Annotated in this window: 7 protein-coding genes; 1 reads left to right on the top strand and 6 read right to left on the bottom strand. The window is 74.9% G+C overall.

Annotated elements, in window-relative coordinates; genetic code table 11:
- Positions 1-9: 9 nt before the first annotated feature.
- The gene (locus tag ABD332_RS34245; protein WP_344506591.1) at positions 10-918 is read right to left on the bottom strand and encodes a menaquinone biosynthetic enzyme MqnA/MqnD family protein; all 909 of its coding nucleotides are present in this window, start codon (positions 916-918) and stop codon (positions 10-12) included.
- Positions 919-1,079: 161 nt separating this feature from the next.
- Between ABD332_RS34245 and ABD332_RS34240 the strand changes: the two genes are divergently transcribed.
- A complete protein-coding gene (locus ABD332_RS34240) occupies positions 1,080-2,300 on the top strand; it encodes a nucleotide disphospho-sugar-binding domain-containing protein (protein WP_344506589.1) in 1,221 nt (406 codons plus the stop codon).
- Here ABD332_RS34240 and ABD332_RS34235 read toward each other — a convergent pair.
- The 5 genes from ABD332_RS34235 to ABD332_RS34215 all read right to left on the bottom strand — a co-directional run bounded on the left by ABD332_RS34235 (position 2,239) and on the right by ABD332_RS34215 (position 15,100).
- Entirely contained in the window at positions 2,239-3,597 is a 1,359-nt protein-coding gene (locus tag ABD332_RS34235; RefSeq protein ID WP_344506587.1) for an MFS transporter, read from the bottom strand. The two genes, ABD332_RS34240 and ABD332_RS34235, sit on opposite strands and share 62 nt — an antisense overlap.
- A gap of 177 nt (positions 3,598-3,774) precedes the next feature.
- Positions 3,775-5,085: a lipopolysaccharide biosynthesis protein RfbH gene (gene rfbH, locus ABD332_RS34230; protein ID WP_344506585.1), complete on the bottom strand. Its 1,311-nt coding sequence runs from the start codon at positions 5,083-5,085 to the stop codon at positions 3,775-3,777.
- A 28-nt stretch (positions 5,086-5,113) separates the two neighbouring features.
- Complete coding sequence (locus ABD332_RS34225; RefSeq protein WP_344506583.1) at positions 5,114-6,091, bottom strand: NAD-dependent epimerase/dehydratase family protein; 978 nt, start codon at positions 6,089-6,091, stop codon at positions 5,114-5,116.
- Between the two features lie 104 nt (positions 6,092-6,195).
- Complete coding sequence (locus tag ABD332_RS34220) at positions 6,196-7,539, bottom strand: MFS transporter (RefSeq protein ID WP_344506581.1); 1,344 nt, start codon at positions 7,537-7,539, stop codon at positions 6,196-6,198.
- A gap of 1 nt (position 7,540) precedes the next feature.
- Entirely contained in the window at positions 7,541-15,100 is a 7,560-nt protein-coding gene (locus ABD332_RS34215; protein WP_344506579.1) for an amino acid adenylation domain-containing protein, read from the bottom strand.
- Between the last annotated feature and the right edge of the window lie 128 nt (positions 15,101-15,228).

The following is a 15,228-nucleotide window of genomic DNA, read 5'->3' as shown; positions in this document are numbered from 1 at the left end:
TGAAGTGGGTCACGGCGTTGACAGCAGGCGCACCTCGACGTCCGGCGGGAAGCCGGCGTCCGGCCCGCCGACGCGGCGGGCGAACTCGGCGATCCCGGCCAGCTGCCGCGCGCCGAGGCTGAAGTCGAGCGCCGTCATGTAGTAGCGGCGCAGGACCGCCGCGTCGAACGGCTCCCAGCGGGCCGCCTGCTCGCACACGGCGTCGACCTCGAGCAGCGACAGGTCCCGCGACGCCAGGAACGCCCGGTGCACCCGCTGGACGGTCGCGGGTTCGCGGGCCACGAAGTCGCGGCGGGCGGCGAACACCGCGAAGACGAACGGCAGGCCGGTCCATTCCCGCCACATCTCGCCGAGGTCGTAGACGTGCAGGTTGAGCCGCTGCGCGTCGGCGAGCGCGGCCCGCAGCGCGACGTCGCCGATGACCACCGCCGCCGGCGCGTCGCGGAGCATGACGTCCAGGTCCGGCGGGGCGGTGAAGTACCGCGGCCGCACCCCGACGAGATCGCTGAGCAGCAGCGCGGCCAGCCGGACCGACGTGCGGCTGGTCGAGCCGAGCGCCACCGGCGCACCGTCGAGCTGGTCGAGCGGCACCTTGCTCACGATGAGGCACGACATGACCGGCCCGTCGCTGCCCACCGCGATGTCGGGCAGGGCGACCAGATCCCCGGCGTGCTTCAGGAACTCCATCAGGCTGATCGGCCCGATGTCGAGCCCGCCGGCGGTGAGCGCGTCGCTGAGCCCGTCCGGGCTGTCCCGGCGCAGGTCGAGGTCGAGCAGGCTGCCGGTGCGGGCGAGCCCCCAGAACAGCGGCACGCAGTTGAGGAACTCGATGTGCCCGACGCGCGGCCGCACGGGTCGGCGCCACCCGGCCGGTGCGATCCCGCCGGGGTACGTGAGCGTGCCGGTCGGTTCAGGCATCGCGACTCCTGCCGTTCGAGCGTTGGGAAGGCACCCGCGGACGACGGTCACTATCCAGCACCGGCCGGGCCCAGGTCCCTCGATCCACCCGAAGTCTGGGGGTTTCCCGGGTTCTTGCGTCGTGTCCGGCCCGTGACCAGACCCTGCGGCATCCTGGGCGGATGCGCGTGCTGTTCTCCGTGTCGTCGTGGCCCACGCACTACTCGTCGATGGTGCCGCTCGGCTGGGCGTTGCAGGCCGCCGGGCACGAGCTGCGGGTGCTGTGCGCGCCGTCGCAGACCGCGGCGGTGGCCGGGGCCGGGCTGCCGCCGGTGCCGCTGCTGGGCGGGATGGAGGTCGCCGTCCACAATCGACTGTCCTACGTGCGGGAGGCGCTCGCCGGGCAGTGGCCGTACCCGTGGACGCCCCTGCACCCGGTCACCGGCGCGCAGATGTCCACACTGGACGGTTTCGACGCGGAGGCCTACGCGCGCACCGACGGCGCCCGGTTCGCCGAGGCGTCCGCGGCCGGCCACGACGCCGCCGTCGCGTTCGCCCGCGAGTGGCGCCCGGACCTCGTCGTCCACGACCCGGTCAGCACCGAGGGCCTTCTCGCGGCGTTGGCGGCCGGTGTACCGGCAATCCTCGCCCTCTGGGGCCCGGTCGGCACGCACGAGGCGCCGCCGGTCCGCATCCTGCCCGACGACCTCGGCGACTCGTTCGCCCGCCACGGTTTCGGGTCGTTCGGCCCCGACCTGATCCGCCACGTGCTCGACCCGTGTCCGGACGAGGTGGCCCCGCCGCTGGGCGGCGAGCGGCTTCCCGTGCGGTACGTGCCCTACAACGGCCCCGGCGTCCCACCGCCCCGGCAGCCGCGTGGCGGGCGCAAGCGGGTCTGCGTCACGTGGTCCACTGCCCTGAGCACGATGACGGGTCCGCGTTCCTACGCACTGCCGGCGATCGTCGAGGCGCTCGCCGGCCTCGGAGTGGAGGCGGTGCTGACCGCGACCCGCGAGGACGCGGAGGCGCTCGGCCCGGTCCCGCCGGGCGTCCGCCTGCTGGAACGCTGCCCCCTGTACGCCCTCCTGCCCGACTGCGACGCGGTCGTCCACCACGGCGGCGCGGGCAGCGCGATGACCGCCATGGTGACCGGCACACCGCAGCTGGCGATCACGTTCGCCAGCGAACAAGCCTGCCTGGCAGGCCGGATCGCGGCGGCCGGCGCCGGCCTGCACCTGCCGGGCCACACCGCGACGGCGGAGACGATCGCGGCGACCGTGGCCGCACTGCTGGACAACCCCGCACACCAGCGGGCCGCGACCGCCCTGCGCCGGGCCGCGGTCAGCCGCCCGACCCCCGTGGAGCTGCTGCCGCGCCTGGAGAAGCTGGCCGCCGGCTGGTAGGGCAGCCGCATTTGCCGGCGTGACTTTGGTGTGGCTTGGCTGGCTGTGGTTCCTGTTCATGCTGGGCCGGGAGCGTGCGCATGGTTCGCAGCGGTGAGAAGAGCAGAGGCAATGCTGGCAGCAGCCCGGCTGCGGCGGCGATCCACAGTGCTGTCCTGGCGTCGAGGAGTTGGCCGAGGACACCGCCGATGATGGCGCCGAGCGGGGCGGTGCCCCAGACGAGGAAGCGCATGGTGGCGTTCATCCGGCCCAACAGGTGTTCTGGGGTGAGGCCTTGGCGGAAGCTGACCTGGGTGATGTTGTTGACCGAGACACAGCAGTAGATGACGAATGACGCGGCGGCCGCCGCCCACAGCAGCCATCCGGGCTGGGCCGCTGGAATCACCAGTTGCAGCGGTGCGGTCACCGCGACCGGGATCCAGATCGCCGGGCCCTGCCCGATCCGCGCGGCGACCCGTCTGGCGGTCAGCGCGCCGATCAGTGCCCCCACGGAGGCGATCGAGAAGAACACGCCGATCGTCCCGGCGGGGAGGTGCAGCACTCCGGCCAGCAGCACGATGAGCATCGCGCTGCGGATCCCGGACAGAAGGTTGTACGACGAAATGGACAGCGCGATCGCGCGTAGCAGCTGATTGCCGAACACTAACCGCAGTCCGTCCATCATGTCCTTGCCGAGGCTGGCGCCACGCCGACGCTCCGGCGAGTCCTCGCGTCGACGGATGCGCCGCACGAACATCGCCGACCCGGCGAAACTGGCCGCGTCCAGCGCCACGGCCAGCGGAGCGGTCACCGCCTGGACCAGCAGGCCCGCGACGGTCGGGCCGCCGATCTGGGCGACCGCCCGGACCCCCTCGAGCTTGGCGTTGCCCTCGACCAGATGCTCCCGGCCGACCAGGTGCGGCAGGTAGCTCATGTACGCCACGTCGAAGAACACCCTCAACACCCCGACCGCGAACGCCACCAGATAGAGCTGTGACATGCTCAGCACGTCGAACGCCCACGCCAACGGCACCGAGCTCAGCACGACCGCCCGACCGACGTCGGCGATGATCAGCACCTTGCGGCGGCGCATCCGGTCCACCCACGCCCCTGCCGGCAGGCCGATCAGCAGGAACGCCATCATGCCGCAGGCGGTCAGTGCACCCACCTCGAAGTTGGAGGCGTCCAACGCAACCACGGCGACCAAAGGCAACGCCAACACACTGATCTGGCTGCCCAACTGGCTGATCGTGTCAGCGACGAACAACTGCCGGAAGTCGTGCTCGCCCAGCAATCCCGGACTTCCACGCAGACCCATGACTGCACCATGACCAAAGCGGCTGGAACAAGTCAATCAGTTCGGGGTTACCCGGGCGCGCACGACGGGTTCGTCGGCGACCAGGCCGGCGGTCCGGCCCAGTCGCGTCTCCCACGTCGTGTCCACAGCGACGGTGGTATCCCGAGGACCGGCCACCGCGCAAACAGTCAACGCCCGTCAGTGGCGGCGCTCGGCGAACTCGCGGATCGAGGCGACCATGTAGTCGATCATCTCGGCGGTGACGCCCGGGAAGACGCCGATCCAGAAGGTGCGCTCGGTGATGACGTCGCTGTTCTCCAGGGTGCCGCTGACGCGGTAGGGCTCGTCGCGGTATGCGGGCTGCCGGGCCAGGTTGCCGGCGAACAGCAGCCGGGTGCCGATGTTGCGCGACTGCAGGAAGTCCACCAGCGCGCGGCGTTCGAAGCCCGCGTCGGCGGTGAGGGTGATGACGAACCCGAACCAGCTCGGGTCGCTGCCCGGCGTCGCCTCCGGCAGCAGCAGGCCCGGCGTGCCGTCGAGCCCGTCGCGCAGCCGCTGCCAGTTGCGCCGGCGGGCGGCCACGAAGTCTTCCAGCTTCGTCAGCTGGGTCAGGCCCAGCGCGGCCTGGATGTCGGTGGCCTTCAGGTTGTAGCCGACGTGGGAGAAGATGTACTTGTGGTCGTAGCCGTACGGCAGGTCACCCATCTGGTAGTCGAACCGCTTGAGGCACTTGTTGTCCTGCCCCGGCTCGCACCAGCAGTCCCGGCCCCAGTCGCGCATCGACTCGGTGATCCGCGCCAGCTCCAGGCTGTCGGTCAGGATGCAGCCGCCCTCGCCCATCGTCAGGTGGTGCGCGGGGTAGAAGCTGACCGTCGAGTAGTCGCCGAACGTGCCGGTGGTCTGCCCCTGGTAGGTGGACAGGACCGCGTCGCAGTTGTCCTCGACCAGGAACAGGCCCCGGTCCTTGCACAGCTGCCGGATCTCCGCGACGGGGAACGGGTTGCCCATCGTGTGCGCCATCATCACCATGCGGGTCTTCGAGCTCAGCGCCGCCTCGACCCGCTCGACGGTGGTGTTGTAGGTGCCGAGGTCGACGTCGACGAAGACGGGGACGAGACCGTGCTGCAGCAGCGGGTTGACGGTCGTCGGGAAGCTGGCCGCGACGGTGATCACCTCGTCGCCGGGCCGCAGCCGCCGGTCGCCGAGCTCCGGCGCGGCCAGCGACGCGACGGCGAGGAGGTTGGCCGAGGAGCCGGAGTTCGTCAGGTGGGCCTTGCGCACGCCGATCGTGCGGGCGAAGAGCCGCTCGAAGCGCAGCGCGGTCGCGCCGGAGGCGATGCGCATCTCCAGCGCCTGCTCGACCAGCGCGGCCCGGTCGTCCTCGTCGAGGACCGCGCCGGACGGCATGATGTGCGTGACGCCCGGCACGAAGCCCTGATCGGCCGCCGCCCGGTCGCGGTGGAGCTTGCGGGTCTGCTCCAGGATGAGCTGCTTGACCTCGTCAGCCATGCGTGGGATCTCCGTTCGGTGCAGAGCTTCAATGGAAGGCGGTCGCGTGCGCCCGCGCCTGCAGCCACAGTGCGGCGACGGCGTCAGCGAGCGGCCGGGTCGGCTCCCAGCACAGGGCGCGCCGGGCGGTGCGGAGGTCGAGCGGCTGTGCGGTGATGCCCGCGTCCCGGCGTTCGCCCGGCGCGGCCGGACCTGCCGCCCGGGCGGTGCCCCCGGCGCACCGCAGCAGCAGGTCCACGAGGTCGGTGACGGCGGTCAGCCGCCCGCCGCCGACGTTGACGACGGAAGGCACCCGGCGGGCCGTGGCGGCGCACAGGACGGCGTCGCCGACGTCGCGGACGTCGACGAAGTCGCGGTGCCCGGCCAGCGGCGGCAGCACGACATCCGAGGGGTCGGCGGCGATCCGGCGCGCGATCCCGCCGAGCAGGCTGTCCGCGGGGGCCCACGGACCGATGGCGGTGGAGATGCGCAGGACGACCGCGTCGAGGCGTCCCGCGTCGGCGGCGTCGGCCACGGTACGGGTCCCCGCCAGCTTGGTCTGCGCGTAGCGGCTGACCGGGTGCTCGGCGAGGTCCTCGGTGAGCGGCGTGCCGGCCGGCTGGTCGCCGTACTCGTACGCGGACCCGATGTGCACCAGCCGGACGCCCGCCCGGCCGGCGAGGGCGCCGACGAGACGCTCGACCAGCAGCACGTTGCCGTCGTGGAGCCGGCGCTCGTCGCGGCCGTCGGCGCCCCACAGCGCCCCGGCGGCGTTGACGACGAGGTCCGGCGCGGCCGCCCGCAGCGCGGCGGCGAGGTCCTCGGGGCGGTCGCGGACCGGGTCCATGGGCAGGGGCCGGCAGCCGGGCTCGAGCCGTTCGCCGGCGGTCCCGGGGTCGCGGACGGCGGCGGTGACCCGCCAGCCGGCGTCCAGCAGCGCCGCGCTCGCGTTGCGCCCGACGAACCCGGTCGCACCGAACACCACCGCGTGCGGCGCCGGATCGCGGGTGGGTCCGGTCGAGTGCATGACGGCCTCCTCAGCGCGTGCTGCCATCCTGCGGCAGGCGTCGCGGGTCGGCGCCGCACTCAGACGAAGTCTGGGGGTTTCCCCGGTCTCGGGGTCGCCGCCGGTCACGCCGCCACCGGCTGCGGCTCAGGCGAAGGGTCCGGCGAAGGCGCGGGCGGGGGCGAAGGGTCAGGCGCGGGGGCGTCGGGCAGCTCCCGCTCGAGGAGACGCACCCGCGGGCGCAGCGCGGTGAACGCGACGATGCCCAGCAGCAGCGGCGCGGCGGCCAGGAAGACGAGCGCGATCCCGCCCGCGGTGCCGCCGCCGGTGACCCGCCCGAGCGTCCCGTGCAGGGGGCCACCCGTGTCGACCAGCGGCGTCGCCGCGTACTGCGCGAGCGGGCCCGCGGTCGCGTACGCGAGCGGCTGCGCGGACCAGGCGATCATCCGCCGGACGGCGAAGACCCGGCCCTGCACCTCCTGGGGTGTCTTGCGCTGCCACAGGGTGGCGGTGACCGCGTTCGTCACGGCGTACCCGGCGAGGATGCCGAACATGCCGGCGGCGGCGGTCCACACGGCGTGCCCGGCGCCCATGGCGACGACGAGGACGGCCTGCACGGTGGCGACGGTGAGGACGGCCCGGATCCGGTGCCGTGGCTCGCGGGTGACGCTGATGACGGCGCCGCCGAGCACCATCCCGGCCCAGCCGACGGCCTCGACGATCCCGTAGGCGGCCGCCCCGGCGAGGCTCAGCACCAGCGGCGGGACCAGCACGATCACCCACTGCATGCCGAAGTTGTGCACCGCGAAGAACAGCAGCAGGCCGGACAGGCCCGGCCGGGCCCGGATGTACCGCCACCCGGCGCTGAGCTCGCCGGTGAGCTTCGCCTGGTGTTCCCGGGCCGGCGGGGGCGGCATCCGCCGCAGCGACCACAGCATCGTGCCGAGCGCGGCAGTGAACGTGAGCACGTCGAGCAGCAGCAGGCCGCGCAGCCCGAGCACGCCGTACAGGCTGCCGGCGATGACGGCGCCGAGGACCTCGCCGACGGCCTCGGCGAGCCCGACCCGGCCGTTGGCCTTGCTGAGGTGCTCCCGGGGCACGATCTCGGCGACGAGCGCGGAGAACGCCGGCCACTGGATGGCCTTGAACACCGACAGCAGGACCGCGACGACGTACACCATCCAGATCGCGAACATGCCGGTGCTGACCAGGAGCAGGGCGACGAGCGTGACGGCGGCGGTGCCGGCGTCGCTGAGCAGCATGGCCCGGCGGCGGTCCCACCGGTCGACGAGGGCGCCGGCGAGCGGCAGCAGCACGATCCCGGGCAGCGTCGCGGCAAGGACCATGAACGTGAACGCCGCCGGTGAGCCGGTCCGGTCGTACACCCAGATGCCGGCGGAGAACGCGGTCACCGACGAGCCGATGAGGGAGACGGCCTGGCCCGCCCAGAGGACGTGGAACAGCCGCATGTCAGGCACCTTCCGTCAGATCGGCGAGCAGCTGGAGCAGGTCGGCGAGGCGGCGCTCGACGGTCGCGGCGTCGTACAGCGCGGTGCTGTACTCGATCCAGCCGCTGATGCCGTCCGCGGTCTCGCGGCAGCGCAGGTGCAGGTCGTAGCGGCAGGTGCCGCGGTCCACGTCGACCCGTTCGAGCCGCAGCCCGGGCAGGGTGTCCGCGCCCGGCGGCAGGTTCTGCATCGCGAACATGAACCGGCACAGCGGGGGCCGGTCGCCGGCGCGCGCGGCCGGGTCGTAGCGGTCGGCGAGCACCTCGAACGGGGTCCCCTGGTGCTCCCAGATCGCGAGCATCGTGGCGCGGACCCGCGCGACGAGCTCCGGGAACGTGGGTGCCCCGGTGACGTCCACCGGCACCGGCACGACATCGGCGAACGGCCCGACCTCGTCCTGCGTCGCCGTGTCCCGGCCGGCGACGGGCACCGCGATCAGGAACCGTTCGGCGCCGGACTGCCGGGCCAGCCACATCTGTACCGCGGCGAACAGGACCATGAAGGTGGTGGCGCCGGTCGCGTCGGCCGCCGCCCGCACGGCCGCGGACAGCTCGGCCGGGAGCGTGAAGCGGTGGGTGGCGCCGGCCAGGGACCAGGTCGCGGTCCGGGGCCGGTCGGGTGCGGCGGCCACGTCGACGGGTATCCCGCCGACACGGTCGTCCCAGAACGCGAGGTCTGAGGCGACGTGCGGGGAGAAGCCCGCGACCGGGGGCAGCGCCGGCCGGGCGCCGCCGGTGAAGTGGGCGTAGTACGCGGCGATGTCGCGCTGGATGACGCTGAGCGACCATCCGTCGGCGACGGCATGGTGCACGGCGATGCCGAACAGGTGCGTGCCGTCGCCGGCGCGGACGACGGTGGCCCGGACCATGGGGCCGTCGTGGAGGTAGAACAGGCGGCGCAGGTCGGCTTCCAGCAATGCTGCGTCGCCGGTCTGGTGGACCGTGATCTCGGCCGGCAGCACCGGCTCGACGACCGTGCTCAGGTGCCCGCCGGTGACCGGGAACCTGGTGCGCAACGCGGGGTGCCGGGCCACGACGGCGTCGACGGCCCGCGCCAGGGCGACGACGTCCAGGTCGCCGTGCAGCCGGGCGGCGAAGCCGATGTGGTACGCGGCACCGCTGTCCTTGTGCCGCAGCATGACCTCCTGCGCCGGCGTCGGCCGGCCGGCACCGGACTCCACTGTGGAACCGTGGGTGTCCACAGTGGAGGCGGACGGGATCGCGGCCGCGATCGCCGCGACGGTGCGCAGGTCGAAGACCGCCCGCAGCGGCACGTCCCGGCCGAACGCCGCCCGCAGCGCCGCGGCGAGGCGGGCGGCGAGCAGCGAGTGCCCGCCGAGGGCGAAGAAGTCGTCGTCGCGCCCGCACGGCCCGCAGCCGGGCAGCTCGGTGCCGAGCACCTCCTGGAACACGGCGGCGACCCGGCGCTCGGTCTCGGTCCGCGGCGGGTCGGCGACCGGCGCCGGGAGCGGCACCGCTGCCAGGGCCTTCCGGTCGACCTTCTGGTTGGTGGTGCGGGGCAGCGCGGCGACGGCGTGCAGGGTCGCGGGCACCAGGTGCTCCGGCAGCAGCTCGCGCAGCGCGGCCCGGAGCGCGGCGGCGTCGACCCCGGCGGGTGCCACGAAGGCGGCCAGCCGGGCCGGCGACCCGGTGACCACGACGGCCGCCTCGGCGACGCCGGGCAGGCCGCGCAGGACCGCCTCGACCTCGCCGGGCTCGACCCGGTTGCCGCGGATCTTCACCTGGTCGTCGTCGCGGCCGACGAAGTGCAGCACCCCGCCGGCGTCGCGGACGGCGGTGTCGCCGGTGCGGTACGCGCGGGCGCCGGGCACCCCGGAGAACGGGTCGGGCACGAAGCTCGCCGCGGTCAGGTCCGGCCGGCCGTGGTAGCCGTCGGCGAGCCGGTCGCCGCCGATCCACACCTCGCCGGGCACGCCGGTGGCGGCGAGGTCGCCGGCGGCGTCGACGAGCCACACCCGGGCGCCGGGCGCGGGCCGGCCGATCGGGGCGCTGCCGCGCTCGCCGGGCTCGGCGTCCACCGCGTGCCAGGTGGTGGTCATGGTGGCCTCGGTCGGCCCGTACTGGTTGACGACCGCGGGCCGCCCGGCGAACAGGGCCCGGGTGCGGGCGGCGTCGTGCCGGTCGAGGACCTCCCCGGCGGTGAGGACCAGCCGCAGCCGCTCCCCGGCGCCGGGCCGGGAGGCGGCCTCGGCGAGGAGCGCCCGCAGCAGGGTCGGCACGACGCTGAGCAGGCAGGTGACGCCGTCGCGGTCGATCGCGTCGAGGACGGCGGCCGGGTCGGTGGCCTGCTCGTCGGCGAGCAGCACGACGCGGGCGCCGGCCGCCAGCGGCCCGAGCAGGTCCCGGACCGACGCGTCGAACGCGAGCGCCGGCAGCTGCAGGACGGTGTCGCCGGCGCCGAGCCGGAACGTCGGCAGCAGGTAACCGGTGAGATAGCCGGCCGCGGCGGCGTGCGGGGTGCGGACGCCCTTCGGTGTCCCGGTCGAGCCGGAGGTGTAGGCGAGGTAGGCCACCGACCGCGGCCTCGGCCGGCCGTCACCGGACAGGGCGGGGGCGGCGGGGTCGAGGCGCCGCACGGCGAGGCCCTCGGTGACGAGGCTGTGGGCGCCGCTGTCGCGCAGGACGGCGTCCCGGCGGGCCTGGGGGTGGCGCAGGTCGAGCGCGACGTACGCGGCGCCGGTCCGTAGCACGGCGAGGACCGCCACGACCTGGTCCGCGCCGCGGGGGAGCACGATGCCGACGACGTGACCGCCGCGCACCCCGTTGGCGCGCAGCCGTCCCGCGAGGTCGGCGGCGCGCTCGCCGAGCTGCCGGTAGGTGACCGCGCCGGCGGCCGTGCACAGGGCCACGGCGTCGGGGCGGCGGAGGATCTCGTCGTCGACGAGCGTGTGCAGGCAGGTCGGCGTGGGCCGCTCCGCGGGCTCCTCGCCGGTGAGCGCCTCCCGCTGCGCCGGGTCGAGCAGGTCGAGGCGGGACAGGGGCGTGTCGGGGTCGGCGGCGGCGCGGTCGAGCAGCGTCAGCAGGTGCCCGGCGGTGCGGGCGATACGGGCGGCGTCGAAGCGGGCGGTCTGGTACACCAGCGATCCCGCGAGCCCGTCGGGCCCGTCCTCGAACGACAGGTTGAGCTCGGCCTTCGCCGCGGACGGCACGAACGGCTCCGGGTGCAGCGTCACCCCTCCGGCCAGGGTCGCCGCGGCCGGCGCCTGGTCGATGGTCACGGTGTACCGGGTGAGCGCCGCCGCGTCCAGCCGTAGCGCCTCGACGAGGCGGGCGAACGGCAGCTGACGGTGCTCGTATGCCTCGACGACCGCGGCCCGCACGTCGCGCAGCAGCTCCCGGAACGTCCCCGCGGCGGGCACCCGGACCCGCAGCAGCACGGTGTTGAGCAGCGCGCCGACGACCTGCTCCAGCTCCGGGCGGGCCCGGTCGGCGACCGGCATCGCCAGGACGACGTCACGGCTGCCGGTCCACCGGTGCAGCAGCGTCACGTAGCCGGCGAGCAGCACCATGAACGGGGTGCCACCCTCGGCCGCCGCGAGGTCCCGCAGCGCGGTCGCGACCGGCGCGGGCACGGTGAAGCGGTGCGCGGACCCGGCGGGGTCGGCTGCGGCCGGGCGGGGGCGGTCGGCGGGCAGGTCGGGTCGGCCGGGCAGGTCCTGCAGGCGGTCCCGCCAGTACGCGAGCTCCGCGCCGAGCCGGTCGCCGCCGGCGAGGCCCTGCTGCCAGCGCGCGTAGTCCGCGGGCGTGCGGCGGGCGGGCACCGGCGGCTGCGGCCGGCCCTCGGCGGCGGCCTCGTAGGCGGCGACGAGGTCGTCGTGCAGGACGTTCATCGACCAGGCGTCGACGACCGCGTGGTGGAACGCGAGCGCCAGGACGTGTTCGTCGCCGGCGACGGCGATCAGGGCCGCCCGCATGAGCGGCGCGGCCGCCAGGTCGAACCCGGTGCCGGTGACGTCGCCGACGAGCGCCGCGAGCGCGGCCGCCCGGTCCGGCTCCGGCAGGTGCCGCAGGTCGTGCCGGTGGACGGTGGCGTCGATCCGGTCGGCGACGACCCGGCGGGGTGTGCCGCCGTCGGCGGTGAACGCGGTCCGCAGCGCCTCGTGCCGCTTCGGCAGCGCGGTCAGCGCGACCACGAGCGCGTCGGCGTCGAGCGGGCCGCGGAGCCGGCTGACGACCGGCACCACGTAGGACGGGTCGGCCGGGTGGAGCTGGTCGACGAGCCACATCCCGGCCTCGGTCGCGGACAGCTCCGGCACCGGGCCGGTCGCGGCGGTGACCGCGGGCAGCGGCGGGCCGGCGGCGGCCGCCCGGTCCAGCAGGACGGCGAACCGGGCCGGGGTGGGCGCGTCGAACGCCCACTTCAGCGGCGCGTCGACGCCGAGGGTCTGCTGGACCCGGGCGAGGAGCCGCACCGCGAGGATCGAGTGCCCACCGAGGGCGAAGAAGTCGTCGTCGCGGCCGGCCCGTTCGAGGCCGAGGACCTCCGCCCACAGCGCGGCGAGCGCCGCCTCGGTGTCGCCCCGCGGGGCGGCGTAGGCGACGGGGTCGGGTGCGGCGTCCGGCGGGTCGGGCAGCTGCCGGTGGTCGACCTTGCCGCTGGACAGCTGCGGCAGCGCCGGCAGCACCATGATGACGGCGGGCACCATGTACTCCGGCAGCCGGGTCCGCAGCCAGCGCTGCAGTTCGGCGGGGTCGGGCGGGGTGTCGCCCGGGGTCACGTACGCGACGAGACGGTCGTCGCGGGCGACGACGGCGGCGTGCCGGACGCGTTCGGTGAGCACCGATTCGATCTCGCCGAGCTCGACCCGGAAGCCGCGCAGCTTCACCTGCCGGTCGAGCCGGCCGAGGAAGTCGATGAGGCCGTCGTCGCGCCACCGGACCAGGTCGCCGGTGCGGTACAGCCGGCTGCCGGGCGGACCGTACGGGTCGGGCACGAACCGGTCGGCGGTGAGGTCGGGCCGCCCGAGGTAGCCGCGGGCCAGCTGCACCCCGCCGACGCACAGCTCGCCGGGCACGCCGACGGGCTGCGGTTGGAGGTCGGCGTCCAGCACGTAGCAGCGCACGTTGGTGGTGGCGGCGCCGATCGGCACCCGCGGGTCGCCGTCGAGCCGGCACCGGTCGGCGGTGACGTTGACCGCGGTCTCCGTCGGGCCGTAGGCGTTGTAGAGCTCCGCGCCGAGCGATGTGAGGAACCTGGCCCGCAGGTCGGGGGTCAGTGCCTCGCCGGCGCTCTTGACCACCCGCAGCGCGGGTAGCGGGGTGTCGCCGCCGTACGCCAGCAGCGCCGCGAGCATCGTCGGCACGAACCGCACGTAGGTGACCTGCTCGGCGGCGAGCAGCGAGCGCAGGTAGGCCGGGTCGCGGTGGCCGCCGGGCTCGGCGATGACCAGCCGGGCGCCGCTGCTCAGCGCGGCGAAGATCTCGACCACCGAGTCGTCGAACGTGACGTTGGTCTTGAACAGCACGGTCGCGTCGGGGCCGAGCGCGAACCGGTCGACCTGCCAGTGCACCTGGTTGTGGGCGGCGCGGTGGCTGACCATGACGCCCTTGGGCCGGCCGGTGGAGCCGGACGTGTAGAAGACGTAGGCGAGGTGTTCGGGCAGGATCTCCGGGTCGGGGCACCGGTCGGGCCGGGCCGCGATCCGGTCGCGCTCGGCGTCGACGCGCACGGCCGTCACGTCAGGAGCGAGGATCCCGGCGAGCGTGGTGTCGGTGACGACGAGGGCGGCGCCGGCGTCGAGCACGACCGTCGTCGTGCGGTCGGCCGGGTGGTCGGGGTCCAGCGGCAGGTACGGCGCGCCGGCCCGCACGATCGCGACGATCGCGACGACGAGGTCGATGCCGCGGTGCAGCAGCACGCCGACGGGCCGGTCCGGGGCGGCGCCCGCGTCGCGCAGGTGGGCGGCGAGCCGGTCGACCCGGGCCATCAGCTCCCGGTAGGTGACCTGGCGGCCGCTCTGCACCAGCGCCACGGCGTCGCTGTCGCGGCGGGCGGCGATGCGGGCGGTGAGGTCGGGCCGGTCGGCGTGCGCCTTGACCGGGCCCTGCCACGCCGCGGTCACCAGCGCGCGCTCGGCGTCGTCCAGCAGCGGCAGCCGGTCCACCGGCAGCCCCGGGTCGGTGGCCGCGGCGGCGAGCAGGGTCAGGTAGTGGCGCATCGCGCGGCGCGCCGCCGGCTCGTCCCACACGTCGCGGCGGTGCTCCAGCTCGACCTCGAGCCCGTCGGCGAGCTCGCTGACCGCGACGACGAGGTCGAACTTCGCGGTGTCCGGCCGGAACCGCTCGACCAGGGTCATCCGGGCGTCCCCGAGCCGCACCGTGGTGCCGGTCCGCGCGGCGGAGCTGTTCCAGTCGAACATGACCTGCACCAGCGGCGCCGCGCCGGTGTCGCGGTCGACCGGCAGCGCCGCGACCACCTGCTCGAACGGCACGTCCTGGTGGGCCTGCGCGGCGGCGGCCGCGTCGCGGACCTGGTCCAGCAGCGCCGCGAACGGCAGCAGCGGCGCGACGTCGGCACGGACCACGACCGTGTTGACGAACAGGCCGATGAGCGGCTCGACCTCCGGCAGGGCGCGGTTGGCGACGGGGGTGCCGACGAGGATGTCGCGCTGGCCGCTGTAGCGGTGCAGCAGCGCGTGCAGGGCCGCCAGCAGCACCACGTGCGGGGTGGCGCCGTGGGCGCGGGCGAGGGCCCGGACCGCGGCGGTGACGTCGGCGCCGACCCTGGCCCGCAGCCGGCCGCCGCCCGTGTTCCCGGCCGGTCCGGGGCCCGGCGACGGCAGCTCGATGCGCTGGGCGGCGTCGGCGAGCCGGCCGGTCCAGTACGCCAACTGACCGTCGAAGCCGCCGGTGGCGAGGCGGTGCGCCTGCCAGGCGGCGTAGTCGGCGTACTGGACCGCCGGGGCCTTGACCGCCGGGCCGGTGCCCAGGGCGGCGGCGTAGCCGGCGGACAGCTCGCGGGCGAAGACGTCGACGGACCAGCCGTCGAAGGCGATGTGGTGCACGGTGAGCACCAGGTGGTGCCGGTCCTCGGCGGTGCGGGCGAGCACGGCCCGCCACACCGGTCCCTCGCGGAGGTCGAACGGCCGCTCGTATTCGTCGCGGGTCAGCTCGTCCAGCCGCGCTTCGGTGGCGCCGGGCAGGTCCAGGCGGCGCATCCGGAGCCCGACCGGACCGGTCACCTGCTCCTCGCCGGCGCCGGTGCGCCGGTACGTCGTGCGCAGGACCTCGTGCCGCTCCTCGATGCCGCGCAGCGACGCCTCCACGGCGTCCGGGTCGAGCGGGCCGTCGATGCGCAGCGTGAAGATCACGTGGTAGGTCGGCGTGCCGGGGTCGAGCTGTTCGAGGAAGAGCAGGCGCTGCTGGGCGGGGGCGGCCGGGCGGGGTCCGCTGCCGGGCGTGATCGACGGCTTCGGCGAGCCGGCGGTGAGCCGCGCCAGCCGCTGCTCCACCAGGGTGCGCACGTCGGTCGACAGGAACTCCGGGCTGGTGCTGGTGCTCATCGGGGGTCCCTCCGTCGCGGCGCGGGGCGCCGGCACGCCACGTCTGCAGACAGGCAACACGACGTGGACTAGGGAACTTGTTAATACCCACCGCCTACGGTCAGTCGCGGGCACCATCGAGACGGGGG

This window comes from Dactylosporangium maewongense, assembly GCF_039531485.1.
In the GTDB taxonomy this organism is placed as follows: Bacteria; Actinomycetota; Actinomycetes; order Mycobacteriales; family Micromonosporaceae; genus Dactylosporangium; species Dactylosporangium maewongense.
This window is presented reverse-complemented; position numbering and strand designations above follow the sequence as displayed.

Excerpts from the sequence above, each read along its gene's own strand:
- ABD332_RS34245 (WP_344506591.1), bottom strand. The coding sequence starts at position 918 with ATGCCTGAACCGACCGGCACGCTCACGTACCCCGGCGGGATCGCACCG.
- ABD332_RS34240 (WP_344506589.1), top strand. The coding sequence starts at position 1,080 with ATGCGCGTGCTGTTCTCCGTGTCGTCGTGGCCCACGCACTACTCGTCG.
- ABD332_RS34235 (WP_344506587.1), bottom strand. The coding sequence starts at position 3,597 with ATGGGTCTGCGTGGAAGTCCGGGATTGCTGGGCGAGCACGACTTCCGG.
- rfbH (WP_344506585.1), bottom strand. The coding sequence starts at position 5,085 with ATGGCTGACGAGGTCAAGCAGCTCATCCTGGAGCAGACCCGCAAGCTC.
- ABD332_RS34225 (WP_344506583.1), bottom strand. The coding sequence starts at position 6,091 with ATGCACTCGACCGGACCCACCCGCGATCCGGCGCCGCACGCGGTGGTG.
- ABD332_RS34220 (WP_344506581.1), bottom strand. The coding sequence starts at position 7,539 with ATGCGGCTGTTCCACGTCCTCTGGGCGGGCCAGGCCGTCTCCCTCATC.
- ABD332_RS34215 (WP_344506579.1), bottom strand. The coding sequence starts at position 15,100 with ATGAGCACCAGCACCAGCCCGGAGTTCCTGTCGACCGACGTGCGCACC.